Source organism: Accumulibacter sp., assembly GCF_016789985.1.
Taxonomy (GTDB): domain Bacteria; phylum Pseudomonadota; class Gammaproteobacteria; order Burkholderiales; family Rhodocyclaceae; genus Accumulibacter.
The window spans coordinates 1-23,687 of sequence record NZ_JAEUOL010000049.1; the positions used below are offsets into that span (position 1 = coordinate 1).

At 63.4% G+C, this 23,687-nt stretch carries 22 protein-coding genes; 2 read left to right on the forward strand and 20 right to left on the reverse strand.

Annotation, left to right across the window (positions count from 1 at the left end; translation table 11 throughout):
• Positions 1-196 (reverse strand): helix-turn-helix domain-containing protein (locus tag JNK99_RS02715; protein WP_291848253.1); only part of this gene is annotated, 196 nt, incomplete at its 3' end.
• A 539-nt stretch (positions 197-735) separates the two neighbouring features.
• On the opposite strand from JNK99_RS02715, the gene JNK99_RS02720 reads away from it, so the two are divergent.
• A complete protein-coding gene (locus tag JNK99_RS02720) occupies positions 736-2,736 on the forward strand; it encodes a 5'-nucleotidase C-terminal domain-containing protein (protein WP_291848255.1) in 2,001 nt (666 codons plus the stop codon).
• Here JNK99_RS02720 and JNK99_RS02725 read toward each other — a convergent pair.
• Both JNK99_RS02725 and JNK99_RS02730 read right to left on the reverse strand, forming a co-directional pair.
• Positions 2,726-3,895, reverse strand: coding sequence for a VWA domain-containing protein (locus tag JNK99_RS02725; protein WP_291848258.1), 1,170 nt, complete (start codon positions 3,893-3,895; stop codon positions 2,726-2,728). The genes JNK99_RS02720 and JNK99_RS02725 overlap by 11 nt on opposite strands.
• A 55-nt stretch (positions 3,896-3,950) precedes the next feature.
• The gene (locus JNK99_RS02730; RefSeq protein ID WP_291848261.1) at positions 3,951-4,793 is read right to left on the reverse strand and encodes a MoxR family ATPase; all 843 of its coding nucleotides are present in this window, start codon (positions 4,791-4,793) and stop codon (positions 3,951-3,953) included.
• A 434-nt stretch (positions 4,794-5,227) separates the two neighbouring features.
• Between JNK99_RS02730 and JNK99_RS02735 the strand changes: the two genes are divergently transcribed.
• Positions 5,228-5,893, forward strand: coding sequence for a PEP-CTERM sorting domain-containing protein (locus JNK99_RS02735; protein WP_291848263.1), 666 nt, complete (start codon positions 5,228-5,230; stop codon positions 5,891-5,893).
• 131 nt (positions 5,894-6,024) lie between these two features.
• Here the strand turns inward: JNK99_RS02735 and JNK99_RS02740 are convergent, their stop codons facing one another.
• The 17 genes from JNK99_RS02740 to rimP form a co-directional block, all read right to left on the reverse strand.
• The gene (locus JNK99_RS02740) at positions 6,025-6,453 is read right to left on the reverse strand and encodes a DUF1841 family protein (RefSeq protein WP_291848266.1); all 429 of its coding nucleotides are present in this window, start codon (positions 6,451-6,453) and stop codon (positions 6,025-6,027) included.
• Positions 6,434-7,561: an FIST C-terminal domain-containing protein gene (locus tag JNK99_RS02745; protein WP_291848269.1), complete on the reverse strand. Its 1,128-nt coding sequence runs from the start codon at positions 7,559-7,561 to the stop codon at positions 6,434-6,436. Before JNK99_RS02745 ends, JNK99_RS02740 begins: the two co-directional genes overlap by 20 nt.
• Positions 7,562-7,569: 8 nt before the next feature.
• Entirely contained in the window at positions 7,570-8,220 is a 651-nt protein-coding gene (nth, locus tag JNK99_RS02750; RefSeq protein WP_291848272.1) for an endonuclease III, read from the reverse strand.
• A gap of 22 nt (positions 8,221-8,242) precedes the next feature.
• Entirely contained in the window at positions 8,243-8,941 is a 699-nt protein-coding gene (locus JNK99_RS02755; protein ID WP_291848275.1) for an electron transport complex subunit E, read from the reverse strand.
• On the reverse strand, positions 8,938-9,609 hold the full coding sequence (rsxG, locus tag JNK99_RS02760) for an electron transport complex subunit RsxG (protein ID WP_291848278.1): 672 nt from the start codon (positions 9,607-9,609) through the stop codon (positions 8,938-8,940). Before rsxG ends, JNK99_RS02755 begins: the two co-directional genes overlap by 4 nt.
• Positions 9,606-10,625: an RnfABCDGE type electron transport complex subunit D gene (locus JNK99_RS02765; protein ID WP_291848281.1), complete on the reverse strand. Its 1,020-nt coding sequence runs from the start codon at positions 10,623-10,625 to the stop codon at positions 9,606-9,608. Before JNK99_RS02765 ends, rsxG begins: the two co-directional genes overlap by 4 nt.
• Entirely contained in the window at positions 10,625-12,367 is a 1,743-nt protein-coding gene (gene rsxC, locus JNK99_RS02770; protein ID WP_291848333.1) for an electron transport complex subunit RsxC, read from the reverse strand. Before rsxC ends, JNK99_RS02765 begins: the two co-directional genes overlap by 1 nt.
• A 10-nt stretch (positions 12,368-12,377) precedes the next feature.
• Positions 12,378-12,920, reverse strand: a complete 543-nt coding sequence (gene rsxB, locus JNK99_RS02775) for an electron transport complex subunit RsxB (protein ID WP_291848283.1) — start codon at positions 12,918-12,920, stop codon at positions 12,378-12,380.
• Complete coding sequence (gene rsxA / locus JNK99_RS02780) at positions 12,917-13,501, reverse strand: electron transport complex subunit RsxA (RefSeq protein WP_291848286.1); 585 nt, start codon at positions 13,499-13,501, stop codon at positions 12,917-12,919. Before rsxA ends, rsxB begins: the two co-directional genes overlap by 4 nt.
• Positions 13,502-13,598: 97 nt before the next feature.
• Positions 13,599-14,645, reverse strand: a complete 1,047-nt coding sequence (locus tag JNK99_RS02785) for a quinone-dependent dihydroorotate dehydrogenase (RefSeq protein ID WP_291848335.1) — start codon at positions 14,643-14,645, stop codon at positions 13,599-13,601.
• 151 nt (positions 14,646-14,796) lie between these two features.
• Positions 14,797-15,222 (reverse strand): cytochrome c, encoded by a 426-nt coding sequence (locus JNK99_RS02790; protein WP_291848290.1) that lies wholly within the window; start codon positions 15,220-15,222, stop codon positions 14,797-14,799.
• A 186-nt stretch (positions 15,223-15,408) separates the two neighbouring features.
• Positions 15,409-17,139 carry an EAL domain-containing protein gene (locus tag JNK99_RS02795; RefSeq protein ID WP_291848293.1) on the reverse strand — a complete coding sequence of 577 codons (1,731 nt, stop codon included), beginning with the start codon at positions 17,137-17,139 and terminating at the stop codon, positions 15,409-15,411.
• A 396-nt stretch (positions 17,140-17,535) separates the two neighbouring features.
• Positions 17,536-18,435, reverse strand: a complete 900-nt coding sequence (gene truB, locus JNK99_RS02800) for a tRNA pseudouridine(55) synthase TruB (RefSeq protein WP_291848296.1) — start codon at positions 18,433-18,435, stop codon at positions 17,536-17,538.
• Between the two features lies 1 nt (position 18,436).
• Positions 18,437-18,823 carry a 30S ribosome-binding factor RbfA gene (rbfA, locus tag JNK99_RS02805; protein WP_291848297.1) on the reverse strand — a complete coding sequence of 129 codons (387 nt, stop codon included), beginning with the start codon at positions 18,821-18,823 and terminating at the stop codon, positions 18,437-18,439.
• A complete protein-coding gene (gene infB / locus JNK99_RS02810) occupies positions 18,824-21,634 on the reverse strand; it encodes a translation initiation factor IF-2 (protein ID WP_291848299.1) in 2,811 nt (936 codons plus the stop codon).
• Between the two features lie 19 nt (positions 21,635-21,653).
• Positions 21,654-23,126 carry a transcription termination factor NusA gene (gene nusA / locus JNK99_RS02815; protein WP_291848301.1) on the reverse strand — a complete coding sequence of 491 codons (1,473 nt, stop codon included), beginning with the start codon at positions 23,124-23,126 and terminating at the stop codon, positions 21,654-21,656.
• Positions 23,127-23,140: 14 nt separating this feature from the next.
• The gene (rimP, locus tag JNK99_RS02820; protein ID WP_291848304.1) at positions 23,141-23,608 is read right to left on the reverse strand and encodes a ribosome maturation factor RimP; all 468 of its coding nucleotides are present in this window, start codon (positions 23,606-23,608) and stop codon (positions 23,141-23,143) included.
• Positions 23,609-23,687 lie beyond the last annotated feature (79 nt).

Genomic DNA, 23,687 nt, shown 5'->3' on the forward strand with positions numbered 1-23,687 from the left:
TCTTGCCCCGGCGGGCCGAGCGCAGCCCGGCCGCGCCCGCCATCTCCAAGCGGCGCTGCAGGCGTCTGACCTGCCGGACCGACAGCCCCAATTCCCCGGCCGCTGCAACCTGGCTCAACCCACCAGATTTTAGCCGCTCCAACACCCCATGCCATTTCAGTTCCCGTTCGTTCAACCCGATCTCCATCTGCGCCATCTCCGCTTCCTCCTGAAGCGGACATTACTGCTTGGCACAGACCGGACATTACCGCTTGGGTCTAACACGAAACTCGCAGCGCCCAAGCGTCTCGATTGCCTTATCCTGATCATGGCGCTGGCCATGTACTGGTGTGTTCAGGCCGGGCAGGAGGACGCCCGCTGCAATCCCACCGCCACTGAAAAAAAGCCCGTGAGCAGACCGACCCCAACCATTGGAGTGTCCGCAAAGCCTATCGCAGCGCCCTTTCCTGGTTCAAACGCGGCATCCGCCTTCTCTTGAGACGCGCTGCCGGCGCACTGCCTCTTCCCAAGTTCTTTCAGGGGGCCGAAACATGATAGGTGGTAAGAGAGATCGCTGGTGGCCGCACCGGCGGGACGCAACCCGTAACCGCAGCGCGCTACGCACGGAAAAGGCCGGCGTGGCCGGTACAAGCATCACGCCCCGTACAATCCTGACGCAGTGGTCGGCAAGGTTTATGCTGTCGCTCATCCCGTCAAGCTTCACTGACTCCCTTCGCCAACTTCGGATCTGTTGCCATGCGCCAAGCCATCCTCCCCTTCCTTCTGTCGGCCGGCTTGTTCGGCCTCACCCTGGGACTGAGCGCTTGCCGGACTGGTGCGCCACAGCCCGTTGCCGCCCCCGGCCTCGAACTCAGTATCGCCCATATCAACGACCATCACTCCAATCTCGAACCCCATCGTGATTTTGAACTGGTGCTCGACGGGGTGCCGACCCGCGTTGAAACTGGCGGCTTTCCGCGCCTGGCGGCCTTGTTCAAGGCCAACGCACAGCGCTCCAACCTGTTGAAAATACATGCCGGTGACGCGATGACCGGCACCCTCTACCACACGCTGTATAACGGCGAGGCCGACGCAGCGCTGATGAACACGGTCTGTTTCGACGTTTTCGAGTTGGGCAACCACGAGTTCGACGAGGGCGATGCGGGCCTGCGGCGCTTTCTCGACCACCTGCGCAGCGGCCCCTGCCAGACCGCCGTTCTGGCCGCCAACGTCGAGCCGGCCGTCGGCTCCCCGCTCGCGCCGCAGACCAGCAACGACTACCTGCAGCCCTTTGTGCTCAGGCAGTTCGACGACGTAACGGTGGGCATCATCGGAATCGAGGTGCGCGGCAAGACGATGAATTCCTCGCGACCGCTGCCCGGCACCCGCTTCCTCGACGAGATGGACACCGCGCAGAAAACGATCGACGTGCTGCGAGCCAGGGGCATCCGGCACATCATCCTGGTCACTCACCAGGGCTACGAGGCGGACAAGGCGATGGCCGCACGCCTGACCGACGTCGACGTGATCATCGGCGGCGATTCGCACACGCTGCTCGGGGATTTTTCGGGGATCGGCATCACCGCCTCCTCGGGTCCCTATCCCACGCTGGTCAGCAACCGCAACGGCGAACCGGTCTGCATCGCCCAGGCCTGGGAGTACGCCAAGCTCTTCGGCTTGCTCAAGGTCCGCTTCGACGAGCATGCGGCAGTGCTCGCCTGCGGTGGCGAAGCGAGCTTGCCGATCGGCGACGACTTCCGCCGAAAGGACGCCAGCGGCAACTTCGTCGCGGTGGACGCGGTAACGCGTGGGGCAATCCTCGAGCGCCTGCCGGGGTCCGGCGCGCGGGTCGTCATCCCCGACCCGACTGCCCAGGCAGAACTCGCGCGCTTCGCGGGCCGCCTCGATGACATGAAACGGCAGAAGATCGGCATCGCCAGCGAATCGCTCTGCCTGGTGCGAGTTCCCGGCGAGTCGACCAACCGCAGCAGCGGTGTCGCCGGCTGTGAACGAGCCAACACGCTGGCGCGCGGCAGCGATATCGCCCAGGCAGTCGCCGAGGCTTACCGCCAGGCCAGCAAACTGGCCGACCTTGCCCTGCAGAATGCAGGCGGCATCCGTACGCCGCTGCCCCGGGGCGAGGTCACGTTCAGCAGCGCCTACACCGTTTTACCGTACAGCAACGTGCTTTTCGAAGTACAGCTCAGCGGCCGTCAGGTGGTCGAAGTGCTGGAAGAGGCGGTCGGCAACCACCTCGACCGCGGCGGATCGGATGGCTCGCATCCCTACGCCGCCGGCCTGCGTTGGCAGCTCGACCTGTCGAAAGCGCCGGGCAGCCGGTTCAGCCAGGTCGAGGTGAAGCTGAAGGGCAGCGACTCCTGGCGTCCGATCGAAGCGGATCGCACCTACACCCTGGTGACAAGCGACTACCTGGCAACCGGCGGCGACGGCTACACCAAGCTCGCCCAGGCCCACCAGGCGGGCCACAGCGTGAATACCTATCTCAGCTACACGCAGACCTTCGTGGACTATCTTCTGGTGCGCGGCACGCTAGGCCGCCCGGCAGCGGCCGACTACAGCCACCAGCGGGTGATCGGCCGCGACCGGAAGCCGCTGCCTCAAACCGGGCAAAACTCGGCATTGCCGGGCACCTCGCCCGCAGTGCCCACCGCCGCCCTCCGGTGCGGTCGACCGCAGGCAGTTGCGGGAAACCCGCCGTCCTCGCCTGCCGCGATGGGCGAGCCGCCTACTTGCTGAGCAAACGCATTCCCCGCTCGAGCCCGTCGAGTGTCAGCGGAAACATGCGGCCACCCAGCAAATTGTAGATCAGCGAAGTCGATTGCCGGTACTGCCACGAATGTTCCGATTCGGGGTTGAGCCAGATCGTGTGTGGCCAGGTATCGGCCAGGCGGCGCAACCACGCAACACCGGGTTCGACGTTGTTGAATTCGATGCTGCCGTTGGGCTGCAGGAGTTCATACGGACTCATCGCGGCGTCACCGACGAAGATCAGCTTGTAGTCGTTGCCATACTTGTGCAGCACGTCCCGCGTGTGGATGCGTTCGCTGTGCCGGCGGCGGTTGTCCTGCCACAGATGATCGTAAACGCAGTTGTGAAAGTAATAGTGTTCGAGATGTTTGAACTCGCTCCGGCAGGCGGAAAAGAGTTCCTCGCAGACACGGATGTGATCGTCCATCGAGCCCCCGATGTCGAGCAGCAGGAGGACCTTGACGGCATTGTGACGTTCGGGACGCAGTTTGAGGTCGAGCCAGCCGGCGTTGCGCGCGGTACCGGCGATGGTACCCTCGAGGTCCAGTTCTGCGGGCGCGCCTTCGCGCGCAAAGCGGCGCAGGCGACGCAGCGCAAGCTTGATGTTGCGTGTGCCGAGTTCAATCGTGTCGTCGAGATTGCGGTACTCACGCTTCTCCCAGACCTTGACCGCCGAGCGGTTCTCGCTCCTGCCGCCGACCCGGATTCCTTCGGGATGGGTTCCACCATGTCCGAAGGGCGATGTGCCGCCAGTGCCAATCCACTTGCTCCCCCCCGAGTGCCGCTCCTTCTGCTCGGCCAGACGCTGTTTGAAGGTTTCCATCAGTTTGTCCCAGCCGAGCTTTTCCAGTTGCGCGCGCTCGGCAGCGCTCAGGTGCCGCTTCACCGCCTGGCGCAACCACTCTTCGGGAATCAGCACATCCATTCCCGGCAGCGTCTCGACGCCTCTGAAGTATTCGCCGAAGGCGCGGTCGAACTTGTCGAAATGGGTTTCGTCCTTGACCAGAACGGCGCGCGACAGGACATAGAAGTCGTCGATGCTGTGCTCGACGACGTGTTCCCGCAGGGCTTCGAGCAGGGCGAGGAACTCCTTGAGCGAGACCGGCAGACGGCTCGCCTTGAGGTGCAGGAAAAAGTCGATCAGCATCGTCGTGGTCGGTCGATGTGGTCCGGGCATTCAGCGCAACGGACTGGCCTGCGCTTCAGCGATTGTGACGCGCCATGAAGATCAGACGCTCGAACAGGTGTACGTCCTGCTCGTTCTTCAGCAGTGCCCCGTGCAGCGGTGGAATGGCCGCCTTCTGCTCCTTGCTGCGCAGAACTTCCGGCGGAATGTCCTCGGCCAGCAGGAGCTTGAGCCAGTCGAGCAGCTCCGAGGTCGAGGGCTTCTTCTTCAATCCCGGAATTTCGCGCAGTTCGAAGAAGACTTCGAGCGCCTCGCGCAACAGGGCCGGCTTCAGACCGGGGAAATGGACGTCGACGATCCGCTGCATCGTCTCCTTGTCGGGAAACCTGATGTAATGGAAGAAGCAGCGCCGCAGGAAGGCGTCCGGCAGTTCCTTTTCGTTGTTCGAAGTGATGAAGACGACCGGCCGGTGACGCGCGCGGACATTCTGGCGAGTCTCGTAAACGAAGAACTCCATGCGATCGAGCTCGCGCAGCAGGTCATTGGGAAACTCGATGTCGGCCTTGTCGATTTCGTCGATCAGCACCACTGACTGGGTCTCGCACTCGAACGCCTGCCAGAGCACCCCCTTGACGATGTAGCTGCCGATGTCGGCCACCTTCGCCTCGCCAAGCTGCGAATCACGCAGGCGCGAAACCGCATCGTACTCATAGAGCCCCTGTTGCGCCTTGGTGGTCGACTTGATGTGCCACTGAAAAAGCGGCAGACGGAGCGCGGCGGCAACTTCCTCGGCAAGCATGGTCTTGCCGGTTCCCGGCTCGCCCTTGATGAGCAGGGGTCGCTGCAGGGTAATCGCCGCATTGACCGCCAGGGTCAGGTCGCGGGTGGTGACGTAGGTGTCGGATCCGGAAAAGCGCATGGTGGTTTGACCTCCCGAAGAGCCGCCGATTCTACGCGAAAAGCGGCAATACCGGCCTCGCACTCTCGCGGCGATTGGCCAGATCGCTTCTCCGACCATCCGCCGCCTGGCGCCGCCCGATGTTCGGTTGTTCGGGCGCGCTCCCTGTTCTGAGTCACGCGATCGATTGTCGGTACGTTTTACACTCCAGCCGACGGGAGTATCAATTAATAAATTAAATTATATGATTAAAATCATGGCACATGAATTGCTTTTATTCCAACGAGGACGGCCTTTTCGGTCTCTCGGATCGAGCGTCTCCAGTGGCAGGTCGACAAGCAGCTCCGACCATGCGCTGAGCTCGAAAGCGATGGGGTGACAACGGTGCTTCTGAACCCGGCACGGTCGACCGCCAAATCATGGAATTCAGCTTCCACCTCTTCATGGAGAACAAAATGATCAACAAACTTTGTAGCGCTCTGCTCCCGGCACTGGCCGTGGCCTCGTCCGTGGCGGCGGCTGCCCCGGTCAGCTGGACCGACTGGACCAGCGAGTCAACTGCCAGCCCGGGTGTCATAGGCTCATTGCAGGTCGGAGCAAGCAGCGTGAGTGTAGCCTTCAGTGGCGCGTACACTTTTGCTCAGACGAGCGGCGGCATCGACTACTGGAACCCGTCCTCCCCCTACACCAGCGCCGTGGTCGATAATGCACCGCCCGCCGCCGACATCATTGCCCTCAACGCTGGCGGTTTGAAGACGATCGCCTTCTCACAGGCGGTACAGGATCCGCTGATCGCCCTGGTGAGCTGGAACGGCAACACAGTCGACTTCGGCGTGCCGATCGAAATCCTCAGCTTCGGCAACGGATACTGGGGCAACGGAACACCGATCCTCAACGGTACCGGCACCGGTTTCTTCGGCAATGGCGAAGTCCACGGCGTAATCCGCTTGCCGGGAGTTTACACATCAATCTCCTTCACGGACACGTCCGAATACTGGCACGGCTTGACCGTAGGCGTTGTCGGCCTGGCCAGCAATGACGTACCCGAGCCGGCTTCCCTGGCGCTGCTGGGGATCGGCCTGGCCGGCCTGGGTGCCTTGCGCCGCCGCCGGATCGGCTGACCGCCTGCGGGAGAAAACCATGAACCGGCCTGCACAGGCCGGTTTTTTTTCGAACACGCGCTTGGCAACAGCCGCTTTCGCTTATCCCCTGGGCAGGTGCCCGGACCCGGCGCCGGGAGGCGGACGGCAGCTCAGAGTCCGGCCACGCGCCGTACGCATTCCAGATAAGCAGCGCCGTCCATCGCCACGCCGTGCCGCTGGGCACGCCAGATCGTTTCGCCCAGGCATTCGAGAATCGCGTGCTCGGCCTCATGCACGTCGAAACGGGCGCGCAGCGCCTGGTAGGCGGCGCGAATACCCGGCGGCTGGTCGATGCTGACCTGCTCGGCAACGGCCAGATGCAATGACAGGTGAAGGAACGGGTTCATCTGGCCGATCTCCGGCGTAAACTCCTGCTCGAGCGCGCTCGCCGGGTCCTCGAGCAGCGCGTGGTACTCGGGATGATGCAGGATCAGGTCGGCCGCCGTCACCTCGGCACCTTCAAGGATGGCGCGCTCGCGGTACTTCCGCCAGGCCTGACAGAAGAACTGTCGCACTTGTTCACGAGTCGGGTTGAACATCGGCACTCCGGCTGGGATGGCTGATCAGGGCAGTGACGACCGTGTTGTGCATCAGACGGGTGGCGCCGGCCGCAGCGGGAGCAATCTGTCCGGTGCCATAGCTGCCGATCAGGGGTAGCGTGGGAAAACGCTCGCGCAGACAGGCAATGTCGCGGTCCTCGTCACCATAATGATAGGGCCCGCGACCGATGCACGAGAAGACTATGGCGGCCGCCGGACCGGGCGCTGCGGCCGCCAGGCCGGCGACACTGCGGCGCATGTCTGCCGCGCTGCTCTGCGGCGTGCGCATCGCCCAGGCCAGATACTTTCCGGGCGGGATGCGCCGCGCCAGGGTGAGCGAGCCATCCGCATTGGCGGCGACGATTGCCACCGGCTCACAGCGACCAACCGCGAAGCCTCGTTCCGGCGCTCCATCAGTACCCAGCCAGCCGGGATCGTCCGCCAGCACCGCGCAGAGCGAAGCGAGCGGCAGACGGGCGTCGCTAGCATTCTGCGACGGAAGATGGCGCCGCAGATGATCGAGCGCACTCGCACCGGCCACCGTGCGCAACTCGTAAGCCCCGTCGCCGGCCACCTGGAACGCTCCGCCGAGCAGTCGCCAGCCACTCGAGACGCCGATGTCGACCCGGGCCCCGCACATTTGCACACTGCACTGTCGCACCAGGCGGCCGTGCTGCCAGGCGACCTCTTCGACCTGTCCCGGTTGGCCGGCAAAACTGCCTCCGAAACGCCATCTTCCCGCTGCGTTCCAGTGGCCGGGAAAGGCGCCGCCGAAATAACTGAGAATCGCTGCGCTGCCCGCCCCGTCGGGTGAACAATGAGCGAGTGAAAAGTTGCCGGAAAAAACCAGGACCGCGGCGGCGGGACGATCGAGCACCCAGCCATCCTCGGTGAACACGCCGGCCGCCATACCCCCTGCCACCTCGGTACAGCATGCCGCACGGGCGACCGCGTTGAGCGCAGGCTGCGCGTGCCGGGCGAATTCGGCGGTCAGGAAGAGCAGCACACCGTTGACCCGGCTTTCTCCGCATTTCTCCAACGCCCGCCTGAGCGCCGCCTCGGCCAACGAGGGCGACGCCTCGTTGCCGGCCAGCAGCGCACTGGCCATGCTGCCCATCAGGCCGGGCCCAGCGGGTCGCCGCTTTTCTCCGGGTAGGCACACAGGTCGGCAATCGCGCAGCGCCAGCACTCCGGCCGGCGCGCCTTGCAGACATGGCGTCCGTGCAGGATCAGCCAGTGATGCGCGGATTGTCGGAACTCCTCCGGCACGACCTGCAACAGCGCCTGCTCGACCGCCCATGGCGTCTTGCCCGGCGCCAGGCCGGTGCGGTTGGCCAGCCTGAAGATGTGCGTGTCGACGGCGATCGTCGCCTCTCCGAAAGCGGTGTTCAGCACCACGTTGGCCGTCTTGCGACCAACGCCCGGCAGCGCCTCGAGCGCTGCGCGCTCGCCTGGCACCTCGCCGCCATGCAAGGCAAGCAGTTGCCGACAGGTGGCGATGACGTTCCTCGCCTTGGCCTGCCAGAGGCCGATGCGGTTGATGTAGCTGGCCACGCCGCTTTCACCAAGCGCCAGCATCGCCTGCGCTGTCGGCGCCTGAGCGAAGAGTTGGCGGGTCGCCAGATTGACACTCTTGTCGGTGGCCTGGGCCGACAGGATCACCGCGATCAGCAACTGGAAGGGCGTTGCATACTCGAGTTCGGTAGTCGGTCGGGGATTGACCGCGCGCAGCCGGGCAAAAATCTCGTGGCGCCGGGCGCCTTCCATGTTCGACCCTTCCACCCGAGACTCAAACGCTGTCGCTGACGACCACCGGTGGCGCCTGATGTGAGCCTGGCCCCGCGTGGCGGGCGGCGGCACGCGTCTCGACCCAGTTCTTCCAGGCAATCAGACAGCCGAGCAGGATGAAAGCCCCGGGCGGCAGCATGGCAAGCAACAGGCCAGGATAGTTGGCCGGCAGCAACTGCAGCGGCAGCAGGGCCGGAAAGACCATGTCGATCCCGGAAAACAGCGTGCCGCCACCGATCAGTTCGCGCAACCCGCCGAGCAGGGCCAGCGTCCACAGCATGCCGACGCCCATGAAGAGACCGTCGAAGGCGGATTGCAGCGGCGGATTCTTGTTGGCAAAGGCCTCCACCCGGGCCAGCACGATGCAGTTGGTAACGATCAGCGGGATGAAGATGCCGAGCACCCGGTAGAGTTCGTGGAACTGCGCGTTGAAGATCAGATCGACCACCGTGACCAGTGCGGCGACGATCAGGATGAAGACCGGAATGCGAATCTCATGCGGGATGAGGTTGCGCAGCGCAGCGACGGCGACGTTGGCGATCGCCATGACGATGATCGTCGCCAGCGAGAGCATGACGCCATTGACCAGATTGGTGGTCACCGCCAGCAGCGGGCAGAGGCCGAGGATTTGTACTAGGCTGGTATTCTGCTGCCAGATCCCGTTATCCCGGATCTGGCTGAATTCTTCGCGACTGATCATCTGCTTCCTCCCTGACTGGCTGCGAAGAGTTGCTGACGATTCTCCGCAACGTACTGCAAGGCCTTGTGTACCGCTTTGATCACGGCGCGCGGCGTGATCGTCGCGCCGGCCACCGAGTCGAAACGCCCACCGTCCTTGCGGACCCGCCACTCGCGGTCGGCAACCAGCGCCAGCGCGAGGCCGTCAAATTGCCTGATCCACGGCCGCTCCTTGTTCTTGTCCTTGCGTGGCTCGATGTAGTCACCGAGACCGGGTGTTTCCTTGTGCTGCGTGACGCGCACACCGAGCAGCGTCCCATCGGCAGCAACCGCCAGCAGCAGGCGGATCCGGCCCGAGTAGCCGTCGGGCGCCACCGCTTCGAAAACCAGTGCGCTGGGCTTGCCACCCTTGCGTGCCAGATAGGCCGTCGATTCCTCGTCAAGTCCGAGCGCCACGCTCGGTGCCAGTTGCCGACTGTCGCTGAGCAGTTCGTTGTCGTAGAGATCAGCCGGCAGAACCTCGCCGATCAGCTTCATCTTCTCGGCTGCCGCCGCCGCGTCGATCGCTGGCCGCGTCCACAGGTAGGCAGCGGCCAGCAGACTGGTGAAGGCGACCACGAATACCAGCAGGATGATCGCCGTCCGCAAGGCCATGCGCGCTGCACTGGGTGCCCTGAGCAGAGGTGTCATTTCTCGTTCTTCATGCCGAAGATCGGCGGCTGGGTATACATGTCGATCAGCGGCACGCACAGATTGAGCAGCAGCACGGCAAAGGCAACCCCGTCCGGGTAACCGCCGAAGACACGTATCGTGTAGGCGATGACGCCCGCCGAAAAACCGAAGATCAGCTTGCCCTTGACCGTCGTGCAGCCGGAAACCGGATCGGTGACGATGAAGAAGGCACCCAGCATCGAGCCGCCCGAAAACAGATGAAACAGCGGACTGGCAAACTGCAGCGGGTTCCAGGCCCAGAGCATGGCAGCCAGCAGCGAGAGACCACCGATAAAGGCCAGGGGAGCGTGCCAGCTGACGATCTTCCTCTGCCACAACCACAGACCGCCGAGCAGGTAGCCGGCACTGACCCACTCCCAGCCGCGACCGGCGAAGTTGCCGAAGACTTCCTGGGTTGCCAGCAGCGTCGGGACATCCACTGTGCCCTCGCCGAGCTTCAGCGCCGTCTTGATCGCATCGAGCGGCGTCGCGCCAGTCATCACGTCGATCCGCGGAGCGAGCCCGGCAATGATCTCGAACTGCCCGACCCAGGTCAGCTGCAAACCCAGCGCCGGCCATTGCGACATCAGGGCGGGAAAGGAAACGATGCAGACGGCAAAGGCAACCATGGCCGGGTTGAAGGGATTCTGGCCAAGCCCGCCATAGAGGTGCTTGGCAACGACGACGGCAAACAGCGTACCGAGTACGACCAACCACCAGGGAGCCAGCGGCGGAAAAGCCAGGGCAATCAGCCAGGCGGTTACGATCACGCTGCCATCGGTCAGGAAAAGCATCAGCGGCTTGCCGCGCAGCCAGAGCATCAGCGCTTCACCAAACAGCGCCGCCAAGGTGGCAATGAGCAGCTGCATGACGATGCTCGGGCCGATCAGCCAGACGTAGGCGGCGATGCCCGGCAGCAGGCCGAGCAACACCTGCAGCATGACGCGCCGGACACTGACGTCGGCAAGCAGATAGGGCGGCGTCGTGAAACCCATCACTCGCCCACCCGTGGCGGGCTTGCCGGCACTGCCGACGGGATGTCCGGCTCCACCGCCGGCGCAGCCCGGGCCGCCGCCCGGCGCGCTTCGACGGCGGCAATCTGACGTCGCTGCTCGGCGTTCAGTTGCTCGGTGTTTCTCGGCTGAGCGAGCTCGCGCTGAGCGCGAGCCCTTTCCATTGCCGCGGCAATCGCTGCCTTCTTGATCGCCTCGGCATCGCTGGTCGGTGACACCGCGACAAAGTCGGCGACCGCTGGCTGACCATCCGGAGCCACTGGGCCGGCGGACGGCACCTTGCGCTCGGTCGTCCGCGCCGCAGCGGCCTTGGCCAACCGTTCAGCTTTCTCGGCCTGTTCACGCTCTTCGCGCGCATTGCGCAGTTCGAAACGTGCCTTCGCCGCGTCAGCGGCATTCTTCTCCCGCTCGCGCGACCAGATTTCACTCTTGGCGAAACGGAAATACTGCACCAGAGGGATGTGCGACGGACAGACGTAGCTGCAGCAGCCACACTCGATGCAGTCGAAGATGTGGTATTCCTGCGTCTTGCCAAAGTTGCGGGCTCGTGAGAACCAGTACAACTCGAAGGGCTGCAATTCGTGCGGACAGGCCTCGGCGCAGGCACCGCAACGGATGCACGGCATCTCCGGCGGATTTGGCGGAAACAGCTTCGGCGAACCGGCTATGATGCAGTTGGTCGCCTTGACCACCGGTATGGCGAGATCCGGTATCTCGAAGCCCATCATCGGCCCACCCATCAGATAACAACTGGTGTCCGCCATCGGCGCGCCGAGCGCCACCACGTCGCACATCGGTGTGCCGAGCCGGACGTCCCAGTTGCGCGGCTGTCTGACGTTGCCGGTCAGGGTGACGATGCGCGAGACAACCGGCTCGCCGTGGGCCAGCGCACGATAGGCTGTGTACACGGTGGCCACGTTGAAACACTGCACCCCGAGTTCGGTCGAGCGCTTGCTGGCGGGAACTTCCTTGCCGGTCAGGACGCGGATGAGCTGCTTCGCGCCACCCGCCGGATAACGCGTCGGAACGCCAACCACCGCGTAATCCTCGGCCAGCCGCCGCACGGCTTCCTGCATTGCGGCGATCGCTTCCGGCTTGTTGTCCTCGATGCCGATCAGCACCTGCCGGGCGGCCAGCAAGTCGCGAAAGATGGCGATTCCACGGACGATTTCCTCGGCGCGCTCACGCATCAGCATGTCGTCGCAGGTCATGAACGGCTCACACTCGGCACCGTTGATCACCAGATGCTCCACCGGCACCGCCCGCGCCGGGGTCAGCTTGGCATGGCTGGGAAAGGCCGCGCCCCCGAGGCCGACGACACCCGCGTCGCGCAGGATCTCCCGCACGCGTTCGGGCGCCAGACTGCGGTGATCGATCAGTCTACGGTCGATCCACTCGTCGAGACCATCCGCCTCGATGACCACAGAGAGGGTCGGCAAACCGGACGGGTGCGCGGCGACATGCTGTTCGATGGCCAGCACCGTACCGGAGGTTGGCGCATGCACCGCAGCCGACACCCAGCCGTCGGCCCCCCCGATCAACTGCCCCTTGCGAACACGCTCGCCGGCCTGCACCAGTGGGTTGGGTGCGCCACCGATACTCTGATGCAAGGGAACGAACAGACGTGGTGGCAACGGCGCCACGCCAATCGGCTGCTGCACCGATGGCGTCTTGTTGGTCTGTGGTTTGACCCCCCCCTTGAAACCGAACAGTTGCGCCAGCATCCCGTTCGTCTCAGGCAGCACGCTTGATTTCGATCACCGGGTACTTCCACTTCCAGTTGTCGAGATTCTCGGCGATCGGTTGCATGTGAATGCATTCGACCGGGCAGGGTTTGACGCACAGTTCGCAGCCGGTGCACAGCGGCTCGATGATGGTATGCATCTGTTTGGCGGCGCCGACGATGGCATCGACCGGACACGCCTGGATGCACAGGGTACAGCCAATGCAGGTCTGTTCGTCGATGATCGCCACCTGTTTCGGTTTCTCTTCGGCCTGCAGCGGCTTGACCTCGCGACCGAGCAGATCGGCCAGCTTGCGCACGCCATCCATTCCACCAGGCGGACAGAGGTTGATCTCCGCCTCGCCGGCCGAGATGGCCGCGGCGTAGGGTTTGCAGCCGGGATAGCCACATTGACCACATTGCGTCTGCGGCAGGATCGCCTCGATCTTTTCGACCAGCGGATCACCCTCGACCTTGAAGCGGATCGATGCATAGCCCAGCGCGGCACCGAGGACGACGGCGCCAAGCGCCATGATCACCAGGGCGGTGATCATTGATACTTGTCCAGTCCGGCGAAGCCCATGAAAGCCAGGCTCATCAGGCCGGCGGTCACCATGGCAATCGCCGCTCCCCGGAAATGGCTCGGCACATCTGCCCCCTCGACACGCTCGCGGATACCGGCGAAAAGCACGAGAACCAGCGAGAAGCCGATGGCGCTGCCGGCACCGAACAGCAGCGACTCGACGAAATCATGCTTGTTGGCAATGTTCAGCAGCGGGACACCGAGCACCGCGCAGTTGGTGGTGATCAAGGGCAGGTAGATGCCAAGCACCTGATGCAGCAAGGGGCTGGTCTTCTGGATCACCATTTCGGTCAACTGGACGATGGCCGCGATGGTGACGATGAAGGACAGCGTACGCAGGTACTCGAGCCCGAAAGGAAGCAGCAGATAGTGGTCGATGACATAGCTGGCACCGGTAGCGACGGTGAGCACGAAAGTCGTCGCCGCGCCCATGCCGAACGCCGTTTCCAGTTTCTTGGAGACGCCCATGAACGGGCACAGTCCGAGAATCTTGACCAGGACGACGTTATTGACCAGGACTGCGCCGACAAGGATGAACAGGTAGTGGGTCATGGTTCGTGGGGGCAGGAGGCAGCGCGGTCCACCGCCACGTGATTATCGCCTGTCAGATCAGAGCGTTCAACCACGTTGTCAGTACCGCCATGCCGGGTCAGTCACGCCGCTGGCGGGCAATTGCGGCGACCGCTTCGCCGACCAGCGCCGGCCCACGGTAGATGAAACCGGTGTAGAACTGCACCAGACAGGCACCTGCCGCAACCTTGGCCGCCGCATCAGCACCGCTCATGATGCCACCGACGCCGATGATCGGCACTTCGCCGGCCAGACGAGCGGCCAGTTGCCGCACGACGGCATTCGACATGGCCAGGAGCGGTGCTCCCGACAAGCCACCTGCCTCTTCCGAGTTGGCCCGACCCTCGACCCCCGTCCGCGAGAGCGTGGTATTGGTGGCAATGACCGCGTCCATGTGGTGCCGGCGCAGCAGGTCGGCAATCGCCTGAATCTGTAGCTCGTCGAGATCGGGAGCAATCTTGAGGGCCAGCGGCACATACCGGCCATGCCGGTCGGTCAGCCTGGCCTGGGTGGTTTTCAGACTGCCGAGCAGCGCAGCGAGCGCGGCATCCTGCTGCAGTTCGCGCAGATTCCTGGTATTCGGGCTGGAGATGTTCACCGTGACATAGCTCGCCACCTGATAGACGCGGTCGAGGCAGATCAGGTAATCGTCCGCCGCCCGGTCGATCGGCGTGTCAAAGTTCTTGCCGATATTGATGCCGAGAATTCCCCCCGAACGCGCGAACCGCGAGGTTGAGACATTGGCCAGCAACCGGTCCACGCCGTCGTTGTTGAAACCCATGCGATTGATGATCGCCTGTCGCTCGGGAACGCGGAACAGCCGCGGCTTGGGATTGCCCGGCTGCGCACGTGGCGTGACCGTACCAATCTCGATCGATCCGAAACCGAGCGCGGCCAGCGCGTCGATGTGCTCACCATTCTTGTCCAGACCGGCAGCCAGACCGACCGGGTTGGGGAAGGTAAGTCCCATCACCTCTACCGGGTCGGTCGGCACCTCACCGGAGAGCAGGCAACTGGCGCCCACGGTCTTGAGCAGGTCGACTCCCGACAAACCCAGGCCGTGTGCCGTCTCCGGGTCGAGCGCGAAAAAGAAGTTGCGTAGCAACGGGTAGAGCATAGTCACGATTCTACCGCATCGCAACATGCCGCGCCTGACGGAGAACTGCTTTTCCGACATTCGCGCGAGCCGGCCAGCCGAACAGCAGGGGAGCAGCCGCTCCTGGCGTCGGGTCGAAGGACACCCGCCGCTGCCGGTGTCCCCGGAAAATCGTGACTTCCTACCTGACCTGCAAGCGGCTCAGATAATCGACCAGCGCCAGCGTGCGTGCCCAGACAAAAAGCTTGGCGTTGTAGCCGTAGTCGTCAAACTGAGGTACCGCCTGGGCGTCATAGACATCACCCCAGATCGGCATTTCGCGCGTTCCGTGGCCCTTCACCTGGGTGCGACCATCGATCACCTCAAGCACTCGATTGACCGGAAACAGGCCACCGTTATTCTTCGTGAGCACGGAAAGATCAGGTGTCCTGACCTTGAGGAATTCATTGAATGGCCCATCCCCTTTCCCCTTCACGCCATGGCAGACAACGCAGTTCGCCTCATACTCGCGCTTCCCGATGTCCAGGCGCTCGGCCGAGACGGCCATCCCCGCAAAGGCACAGGTCGAAGCAGCAACCATCACCACACGCAACAACTCGCCGCTCATCATCGCTCTCCTTGGTGAATCACAGACCCAGAAAACCTCTTGGCCTGCTATCAGTGTAGACAGCGTCCGAAGCGGTGCAAGCCTTTTTTGGGTGTTCCGAGAGTCGCAGGGTTGGGGGTCGGGCTGTTGGCGGCCTTCGACGAGCGACGGCAGGCAAGCCTGGAAACGCCACGGCGGGATGCGCATTCACTGATTGGTCTGCAGCAGGAGTTCGGCGAAGTCACCGGCAACCAGGGGCCGGCTGAAATAGTAGCCTTGTATGCCGTCACATCCCGCCCCGCGTAGGAACTCCATCTGGGAGGCGGTCTCGACGCCCTCGGCAATCACCGACAACCGGAGATGCTGGGCCATGCCGATGATCGCCCGTGCGATCGCCGAGTCGTCCCGATCACCCGGAATGCCACGCACGAAGGATTGGTCGATCTTCAGATGATCGATCGGGAAGCGCTTCAGGTAGGACAGACTGGAGTAGCCGGTTCCGAAATCATCCAGAGTCATCAGCACTCCCGCCGCGCCAAACGCACGCATCATGGCGACGACCGAATCGGCGCTGTGCATCAGCATGCTCTCGGTGATCTCCAGATCCAGGGAATCGCTGGGAATCCCGTGACGGGTGATGATGCCGACCACCTTTTTCGGCAATGAGGCACTGAACTGACTGGCCGACAGGTTGACCGCAACACGAACACCGGGCAGACCCGAATCCTGCCATTCGCGAATCTGTCGACAGGCGGTATCGATCACCCACTCGCCGATCGGGTTGATCAGACCGGTTTCTTCGGCCACCGGGATGAACTCGGCCGGCGGGATCAGGCCGTGGTCGGGATGCTGCCAGCGGAGCAGCGCCTCGGCGCCAGTAATGCACCCGCTGACGAGATCGAGCTGCGGCTGGTAGACCAGATGGAACTCCCCACGCTCGCTGGCACGACGCAGTCCCCCCTCGAGCTTCAGTTGCTCGAACGAGCGCTGGTTCATTTCCTGCGAATAGAAGACGGGCGAGTTGCTGCCGCGCTTCTTGGCACGATACATCGCCACTTCGGCGTTCTTGAGCAGGCTCTCGGTGTCGCGACCGTCCTCGGGAAAAACGCTGATGCCGATGCTGGCCGAGAGCAGAATCTCATGCCGCTCGAGAAAGAACGGTTCAGCCAATCGAGCCAGTACTTTCCGCGCCACCTGACCGGCCTGCTCCCGACGGATCAGATCGGGCAAGGCGACGACGAACTCGTCGCCACCCAGTCGCGCGACGATATCCTGCTCGCGCAGCGTTGCGGCAAGACGGCTGCTCACCTCCTGAAGAATCGAATCAGCCTGCGTATGACCGAAGGAATCGACGATGTGCTTGAAGCGATCGAGATCGAGAAAGAGCACTGCGACATGCGTGTGCCGGCGCTGCGCGGCGCTCAGCAGCTTGTCGAGCAGCAGGCGGAAGAGATCCCGGTTGGGTAGTGCGGTCAGCGAATCATAGTAGGCCAGGCGGTAAATCTGTCGCTCGGACTCCTTCCGTTCAGTCATGTCGGAAAAGACGAGCCAGTAGCTGCCCGCCTTGCCATCCGGATCCCTGGCGGCGACGATCACCGCCCAGACCGGCAAGGCATCGCCGTTCGCTCGTCGAAAATCCAGTTCGCCAGACCACTCGCCGTCCGACCCCAGGCCATCGCAGATCTTCGCACGCAACAACGACCGTTCGCCTTGCGTCAGCAGGATCGCTGCCGTTTTGCCGAGGACCTCGCCGCTCGCGTAACCGGTAAGCCTGGTGAATGCCTGATTGCTGGCCAGGATCCTCTCATCGTTGTCGGTCACCACGACCGCCTGCTCATTGCGCTCGAAGATCCTCGCCTGCACGCGCAACTGCTCTGTTGCGGCGAGTTGCTGCGCAAGGTCGAGGCAACTGGTGATTGCAGGGTCAGTGATCGCCACCGGATCGACTCGCAGGAAGCACGCCGACAAGCTTGAACCGGCATTTGGCCACCGAGCAGCTCGCTGCGTCAACGACACCAGGGCACAGCGCGGCGCGGCGGACCCGCGGAGTCCGCTGGCTGTTCTCTGCCACAAGCCGACACACTGACAAGTCCGGCATCTGACGCTTCTTTCGCTGTAACTTCTGTTTTCCGGAATCCGGGATCCCACTCCGGACCAAGTGCCCATCATAGTACAACGCGTCGCGTATTTGAATCTTAAATCATGCGCTTTGCGAAGGAAAACGAGCCCCGCCCGCGGACCGGCCGGCGACCATCATGGGAACGTTGGCCAGGGCGATGCCGCGATCAGGCTCCCGACTTGTCCAGGCCTGTCCGTTGCATCGTTATTGGCGCCTCAGGCGCCAATAACGCGCCGTGGCTGCAGCGTCCCCACCGCGTCGACCTCGCCCAGACCGAGCAGGCGCTCCCCGGCATAGACCCGGCAACGCCCGGCTCCCGCGCTGGTCACACCGATACTCACCGGATTGCCATGGACAAAGCGCTGCCCTTCACCCACCTCGAGCCACACTGCCGGCAGGCTCTGCAGCAGGGCATCGGGAGCCAGCAGCCAGGCCTGGCGCCCTTCCTCGTCCTGCGCTGCGAGAGCATCCAAGCTGACTGCGTCGGCAATCCGCAGCGGGCCGACGGCAAGCCGGCGCAGGGCGCCCAGATGCGCACAGCCGCCAAGCGCATCACCCAGGTCTTCCGCCAGACTGCGAACATAGGTGCCCTTGCTGCACGCAACCCGCAGGCGGCAGCGATCACCCGAATAATCGAGCAGGCGCAATTCGTGTATGGTGACCGTACGTGCCGTGCGCTCGACTTCGATGCCCCGCCGAGCCAGCTCGTAAAGCGGCCTGCCGTTTCGCTTCAAGGCCGAGTACATCGGCGGCACCTGGCGAATGGTTCCACGGAAGCGGGCAAGCCCCGCCTCAAGCTCGGCCAGTCCGAAATCGACCGGGCAACGCATGACGACCTCGCCATCCGAATCCCCGGTGTCGGTGCACACGCCGAAAACGACTTCGCATTCGTAGGTCTTGTCGGCCGCCAGCAGATCGACCGAGAATCTGGTCGCGGCACCGAAACAGAGTGGCAGCAGACCACTGGCCAGCGGATCGAGGGTACCGGTATGGCCCGCCTTGGCCGCGCCAAAGAGACGACGCGCGGCCTGCAGCGCCGCGTTCGACGACATGCCGGTCGGCTTGTCGAGGAGCAGGACGCCGTCCACCCGACGCCAGCTCTTGCGGGTGCTCAACTCAGGGCGGATCGGGCTGATCGGTCTGATCCGAGATTGCGGCTGCTTCGCTGATCAGCCTGGAGAGCTGGGCGCCACGCTCCAGCGACTGGTCGAAGATGAAGTGGAGTTGCGGCGTCATGTGAATGCTGATGCGCTTGCCCAGCTCGCTGCGCAGGAATCCGGCAGCGTTTTCCAGACCCGCCTGCACCTGGTCGAGAGTCGCGCTGCCGGCCAGGCTGCTGAAGAACACCTTGGCGTGGGCATAGTCCGGACTCACCTCGACATCGGTCAGGCTGATCAGGCCGACGCGGGGGTCCCGCAGCTCGTTGTCAATGACGTCCGCAAGCTCGCGGCGAATCTGCTCCGCAACCCGGTCGCGACGCGAAAAACCCGTTTTTGCTGGCATCTAGAGCGTCCTTGCAACTTCCGTCACGTCATACACCTCGAGCTGGTCGCCCTCGACGTAACCGCTGAAGTTCTTCAGCGACAGGCCGCATTCGAAGCCGCCACGCACCTCCTTGACGTCTTCCTTGAAGCGCTTGAGCGATTCGATCTCGCCATCCCAGAGAACGATGTGATTGCGCAGCAGGCGGGCGCGCGAACTGCGTTTGACAACACCCTCGAGGACGTAGCAACCGGCGATGGTACCGATCCTCGTCGCGCGGAAGACCTGCCTGATCTCGACCAGACCGGTGATGTCTTCCCGTTTCTCCGGCGCCAGCATGCCGGAAAGCGCGGCCTTCACCTCATCCACCGCATCGTAGATGATGTTGTAGTAGCGGATGTCGACCCCGGCGGATTCAGCCGCCTTGCGCGCTCCGGCGTCGGCGCGGGCGTTGAAGCCGATGATCACGGCCTTCGAAGCCTGCGCGAGGTGCACATCCGACTCGCTGATCGCGCCCACTGCCGCGTGAATGACGTTGACCTTGACTTCACCGGTCGACAGCTTCTGCAGCGACTGCACCAGCGCTTCCTGCGAACCCTGGACATCGGCCTTGATGATCAGCGCCAGGACCTTGGCCTCGGCTTCGGTCATCTGTTCGAGAATGCTTTCCAGATTGGCCGCCTGCTTGGTCGCCAGCTTGACATCGCGATACTTGCCCTGGCGGAACAGCGCGATCTCGCGCGCCTTGCGCTCATCGGCCAGCACCACCGCTTCCTGCCCGGCCGCCGGCACATCGGACAGACCCAGGATCTCGACCGGGATCGAGGGACCGGCTTCCTTGATGATCTTGCCGTTCTCGTCCAGCATGGCGCGTACCCGCCCGAAGACCTGTCCGGCAAGCAGCACGTCACCCTGGCGCAGCGTCCCCGAAAGGACGAGCATGGTCGCAACCGGACCGCGGCCGCGGTCGAGGCGCGCCTCGATGATCAGGCCCTTCGCCGGCGCCTCCCGTGGCGCCGTCAATTCAAGCACCTCGGCCTGCAGCAGCACGTTCTCCAGCAACTCGTCGATGCCGACTCCGGTCTTCGCCGAAACGGCAACAAAAGGCGCCTCGCCGCCGTATTCCTCCGGCACGACCTGTTCGCCGACCAGTTCCTGTTTTACCCGCTCCGGTTGTGCACCAGGCTTGTCGATCTTGTTCACAGCGACGACGATCGGCACGCCGGCAGCCTTGGCGTGATGAATCGCCTCGCGGGTCTGCGGCATGACGCCATCGTCGGCCGCAACGACCAGAATGACCAGGTCGGTCGCCTTGGCGCCACGTGCCCGCATCGCCGTGAAGGCCTCATGACCCGGCGTGTCGAGGAAAGTCACCATGCCGCGTTCGGTCTGTACATGATAGGCGCCGATGTGCTGGGTGATGCCGCCCGCCTCGCCACTGGCGACGCGCGTCCGGCGAATGTAGTCGAGCAGCGAGGTCTTGCCATGGTCGACGTGCCCCATCACGGTGACCACCGGAGCGCGCGGCTCCAGTGGAACATCCTTCTGGTCCACCGTGCTGTCGTCAAGGAAGGCATCGGGGTCGTCGAGCTTGGCGGCAAACGCCTTGTGACCCATCTCTTCGACGATGATCATCGCCGTCTCCTGATCCAGCACCTGGTTGATGGTCACCATCGAACCCATCTTCATCAGCGCCTTGATCACTTCGGTCGCCTTGACCGCCATCTTGTGCGCCAGTTCCGCCACAGAGATGGTTTCCGGGACATAGACCTGGTGGATCACCGGCTCGACCGGCAACTGGAAGGAATGCTGCTCGTCCTCGTCGCCACCACCACGACCGGGCCGCTTGCCATGCTTGGTGTCGCGCCATCCCGTGCCGCCGGTTGCACCGCGCGTCTTCAGACCGGGGCGTTTGTTGGCGCCTTCGCTCTTCCACTGGCCTTTCTTGTCGGCCACCTTCTTTTCCGGCGCCTTCTTGTCCGCCGCTTTCTTGTCTGTCGTCGCCGGCTTTGCAGCCGGCTTGTGCAGGGTCTTGTCTTCCGCCGGACGGTCGCTTGCCGTCTGCGCGGCCACCTGCTTGGCGGCGCCCGCTGCCTTGGCGGCGACGGCCTTCTGTTCCGCATCCTGCTTCAACCGGGCGAGGTCGGCGCTGCGCTGTTGCTTGCTCTTGAATTCGGCTTCCTGACGAGCGCGCAACTCGGCGTTACGGCGCTCTTCTTCGGCGCGCAGCCGCTGCTGTTCCTCGCCGATGATCGAGGCACGCGTCACCACCTTCTTGCCACCCGCCTTGGCCTCCGGCAACGCGGTTTCCGGCTTCGCCTCGACCACTGGCGGCGGCATCACCTCGGCGACCGGCGCCGGTTTTGCCTCGATCACCGCTTCCTGCTGCAACTCGACGACCGGTTCGACCTTGACTTCGACGACCGCCGGAGCAGGCGCTTCCCTTGCCACCTCGACGACCGGCTCGACCAGCGGCAACTCGTCAGGAGCCGCTGCGGACACCTGTCTGGGCGGCTCGGCACGCCCGTCGACCGCATCCCGCTTCACCAGGACGCGCTTCTTGCGCACTTCGACCTGCACGGTATGCGATTTGCCGTGCGAGTCCTGTTGTCTGATCTCCGTTGTTTCCTTACGCGTCAGCGTGATCTTGGTCTTCGCCTCGGCCTGACCATGCGAACGCCGCAGATAGTCGAGCAACCTCGACTTGTCCTGCTCGGACAGCAGATCATCGGCCTGCTTCTTGGCCACTCCGGCCTTCTGCAATTGCTCGAGCAGCGAACCAGCCGGCATTTTCAACTGGGTGGCGAATTGGGCAACACTTGTTTGCGCCATATGTACTCCTCTTTCCCGCTTACTCGAACCAGTGCGCACGCGCCGTGGTAATCAATTGTTTGGCTCTTGGCGCATCGATCCCGGTCATCTCGATGAGTTCGTCGACGGCCAGATCGGCGAGATCGTCGCGCGTCTTGATACCGCTCCCGGCCAGTTTGCCGGCCAGAGCCTTGTCCATCCCTTCGAGACCCAGCATGTCCTCGGCCACTTCGCCGATCTTTTCTTCGGTGACGATCGCCTCGGTGAGCAGTACGTTTCGTGCCCGCTCGCGCAATTCCTGAACGGTTGCCTCATCGAATGCCTCGATCTCGAGCATCTCGTGCAAGGGCACGTAGGCAACTTCCTCGAGCGTCGAGAAACCCTCTTCGATGAGGATGTTGGCCACCTCCTCATCGATATCGAGTTTTTCCATGAAGAGAACGCGAATGGCTGCCGCCTCGGCCTCGACCAGCGTCTTCGACTCTTCTTCGGTCATCAGATTGATCGTCCAGCCGGTCAGCTCGGAAGCCAGGCGCACATTCTGCCCACCACGGCCAATCGCGATCGCCAGGTTCTGCTCGTCGACCACCACGTCCATGCTGTGCTTGTCTTCGTCGACAACGATCGAACTCACCTCCGCCGGGGCCAGCGCGCCAACGACGAACTGCGCCGGATCGGCCGACCAGAGCACGATATCGACCCGTTCGCCTGCCAGTTCATTGGTCACCGCCGTCACCCGCGAGCCGCGCATGCCGACGCAGGTACCGATCGGATCGATGCGCTGATCGTTCGACTTGACGGCGATCTTGGCGCGCATGCCGGGATCACGTGCAGCCGCCTTGATCTCCAGCAAGCCGTCGTCGACTTCCGGCACTTCCAGCGCGAAGAGCTGGACGATGAACTCCGGCGCCGTACGCGACAGAATCAGTTGCGGACCGCGTGCCGAACGATCGATGCGCAGCAGATAAGCCTTGACCCGATCACCGATGCGCAGGTTCTCGCGCGGAATCATCTGATCTCGCGGCAGCAGTGCCTCCATCTTGCCGGTTTCGATGATTGCGTTGCCACGCTCCATCCGCTTGATCGCTCCAGTAACCAGATGCTCCTTGCGCGCCAGGAAATCGCTCAGCACCTGCTCCCGCTCGGCGTCGCGAATCTTCTGGAGAATCACCTGCTTGGCAGCCTGTGCACCAATCCGGCCGAAGTCGATGGGCTCCAGCGCCTCTTCCAGGTAATCGCCGATCTCGACCTCGGGATCCTGCGTCTGTGCCTCGGACAGCGGGACCTGCTGTTCCTGGTCGAGGAAGTCTGCATCGGCCACCACTTCCCAGCGGCGGAAAGTCTCGAAATCACCGGTTTCGCGGTCAACCGCAACGCGGACGTTGGCATCGTCATGGATGCGTTTCTTGGTCGCCGACGCCAGCGCCATTTCGAGCGCGCCGAAGACGATGTCCCTGGTCACGTTCTTTTCACGCGCCAGAACATCCACCAGCAGCAAGATTTCGCGGCTCATTTCCTAATTACCTCCTAGACCGGTTTCCTGCCCGATTTCATCATGTCGAACCTGGGCACCACCCGTGCCCGGTCAATGTTGCCCAGATCGAACTCCATTTCGCCTGCATCGGACTGCAGGCGCACCTTGCCATCCACCATGCCGAGCAGCACACCGCTGAAGTTGCGCCGGCCGCTCAAGGGCAGACGCAGCCTGAGGGTAACCTGGGAAGCGGCGAAACGTTCGAAGTCTGCCTCCTTCTTCAGCGGTCGGTCGATTCCTGGCGAGGAAACCTCCAGCCGATCATAGTCGACGTCCTCGACCGTCAGGACGCGTGACAACTGGTTGCTGACCAGCGCACAGTCTTCGACATCGACCCCGCGCGGCTTCTCCGGCTTGTCGATGAAGACGCGCAAGACACGGCCACGCGGACTCCGTTCGACATCCACCAGTTCGTAACCGAGGCCGGTGACCGTTCTTTCGAGTAATTCGTGCACATCCATGGCTGCAAATAAAAAATGGGCGAAAAGCCCATCCCCGGTTAGTTGCCCCCTGGGGGGCGAGCGGAAAACCCTTGGATTG

Bases quoted from the DNA above. Each gene is read 5' to 3' on its own strand.
- JNK99_RS02735 (WP_291848263.1), top strand. From the start codon at position 5,228: ATGATCAACAAACTTTGTAGCGCTCTGCTCCCGGCACTGGCCGTGGCC.
- rbfA (WP_291848297.1), bottom strand. From the start codon at position 18,823: ATGCCAGCAAAAACGGGTTTTTCGCGTCGCGACCGGGTTGCGGAGCAG.
- rsxB (WP_291848283.1), bottom strand. From the start codon at position 12,920: ATGATCACCGCCCTGGTGATCATGGCGCTTGGCGCCGTCGTCCTCGGT.
- JNK99_RS02745 (WP_291848269.1), bottom strand. From the start codon at position 7,561: ATGGCCAGTGCGCTGCTGGCCGGCAACGAGGCGTCGCCCTCGTTGGCC.
- JNK99_RS02790 (WP_291848290.1), bottom strand. From the start codon at position 15,222: ATGAGCGGCGAGTTGTTGCGTGTGGTGATGGTTGCTGCTTCGACCTGT.
- nth (WP_291848272.1), bottom strand. From the start codon at position 8,220: ATGGAAGGCGCCCGGCGCCACGAGATTTTTGCCCGGCTGCGCGCGGTC.
- JNK99_RS02740 (WP_291848266.1), bottom strand. From the start codon at position 6,453: ATGTTCAACCCGACTCGTGAACAAGTGCGACAGTTCTTCTGTCAGGCC.
- infB (WP_291848299.1), bottom strand. From the start codon at position 21,634: ATGGCGCAAACAAGTGTTGCCCAATTCGCCACCCAGTTGAAAATGCCG.
- JNK99_RS02720 (WP_291848255.1), top strand. From the start codon at position 736: ATGCGCCAAGCCATCCTCCCCTTCCTTCTGTCGGCCGGCTTGTTCGGC.
- JNK99_RS02725 (WP_291848258.1), bottom strand. From the start codon at position 3,895: ATGCTGATCGACTTTTTCCTGCACCTCAAGGCGAGCCGTCTGCCGGTC.
- nusA (WP_291848301.1), bottom strand. From the start codon at position 23,126: ATGAGCCGCGAAATCTTGCTGCTGGTGGATGTTCTGGCGCGTGAAAAG.
- rimP (WP_291848304.1), bottom strand. From the start codon at position 23,608: ATGGATGTGCACGAATTACTCGAAAGAACGGTCACCGGCCTCGGTTAC.
- rsxC (WP_291848333.1), bottom strand. From the start codon at position 12,367: ATGCTGGCGCAACTGTTCGGTTTCAAGGGGGGGGTCAAACCACAGACC.
- JNK99_RS02755 (WP_291848275.1), bottom strand. From the start codon at position 8,941: ATGATCAGTCGCGAAGAATTCAGCCAGATCCGGGATAACGGGATCTGG.
- JNK99_RS02730 (WP_291848261.1), bottom strand. From the start codon at position 4,793: ATGCGCTTTTCCGGATCCGACACCTACGTCACCACCCGCGACCTGACC.
- rsxA (WP_291848286.1), bottom strand. From the start codon at position 13,501: ATGACCCACTACCTGTTCATCCTTGTCGGCGCAGTCCTGGTCAATAAC.
- JNK99_RS02765 (WP_291848281.1), bottom strand. From the start codon at position 10,625: ATGGGTTTCACGACGCCGCCCTATCTGCTTGCCGACGTCAGTGTCCGG.
- rsxG (WP_291848278.1), bottom strand. From the start codon at position 9,609: ATGACACCTCTGCTCAGGGCACCCAGTGCAGCGCGCATGGCCTTGCGG.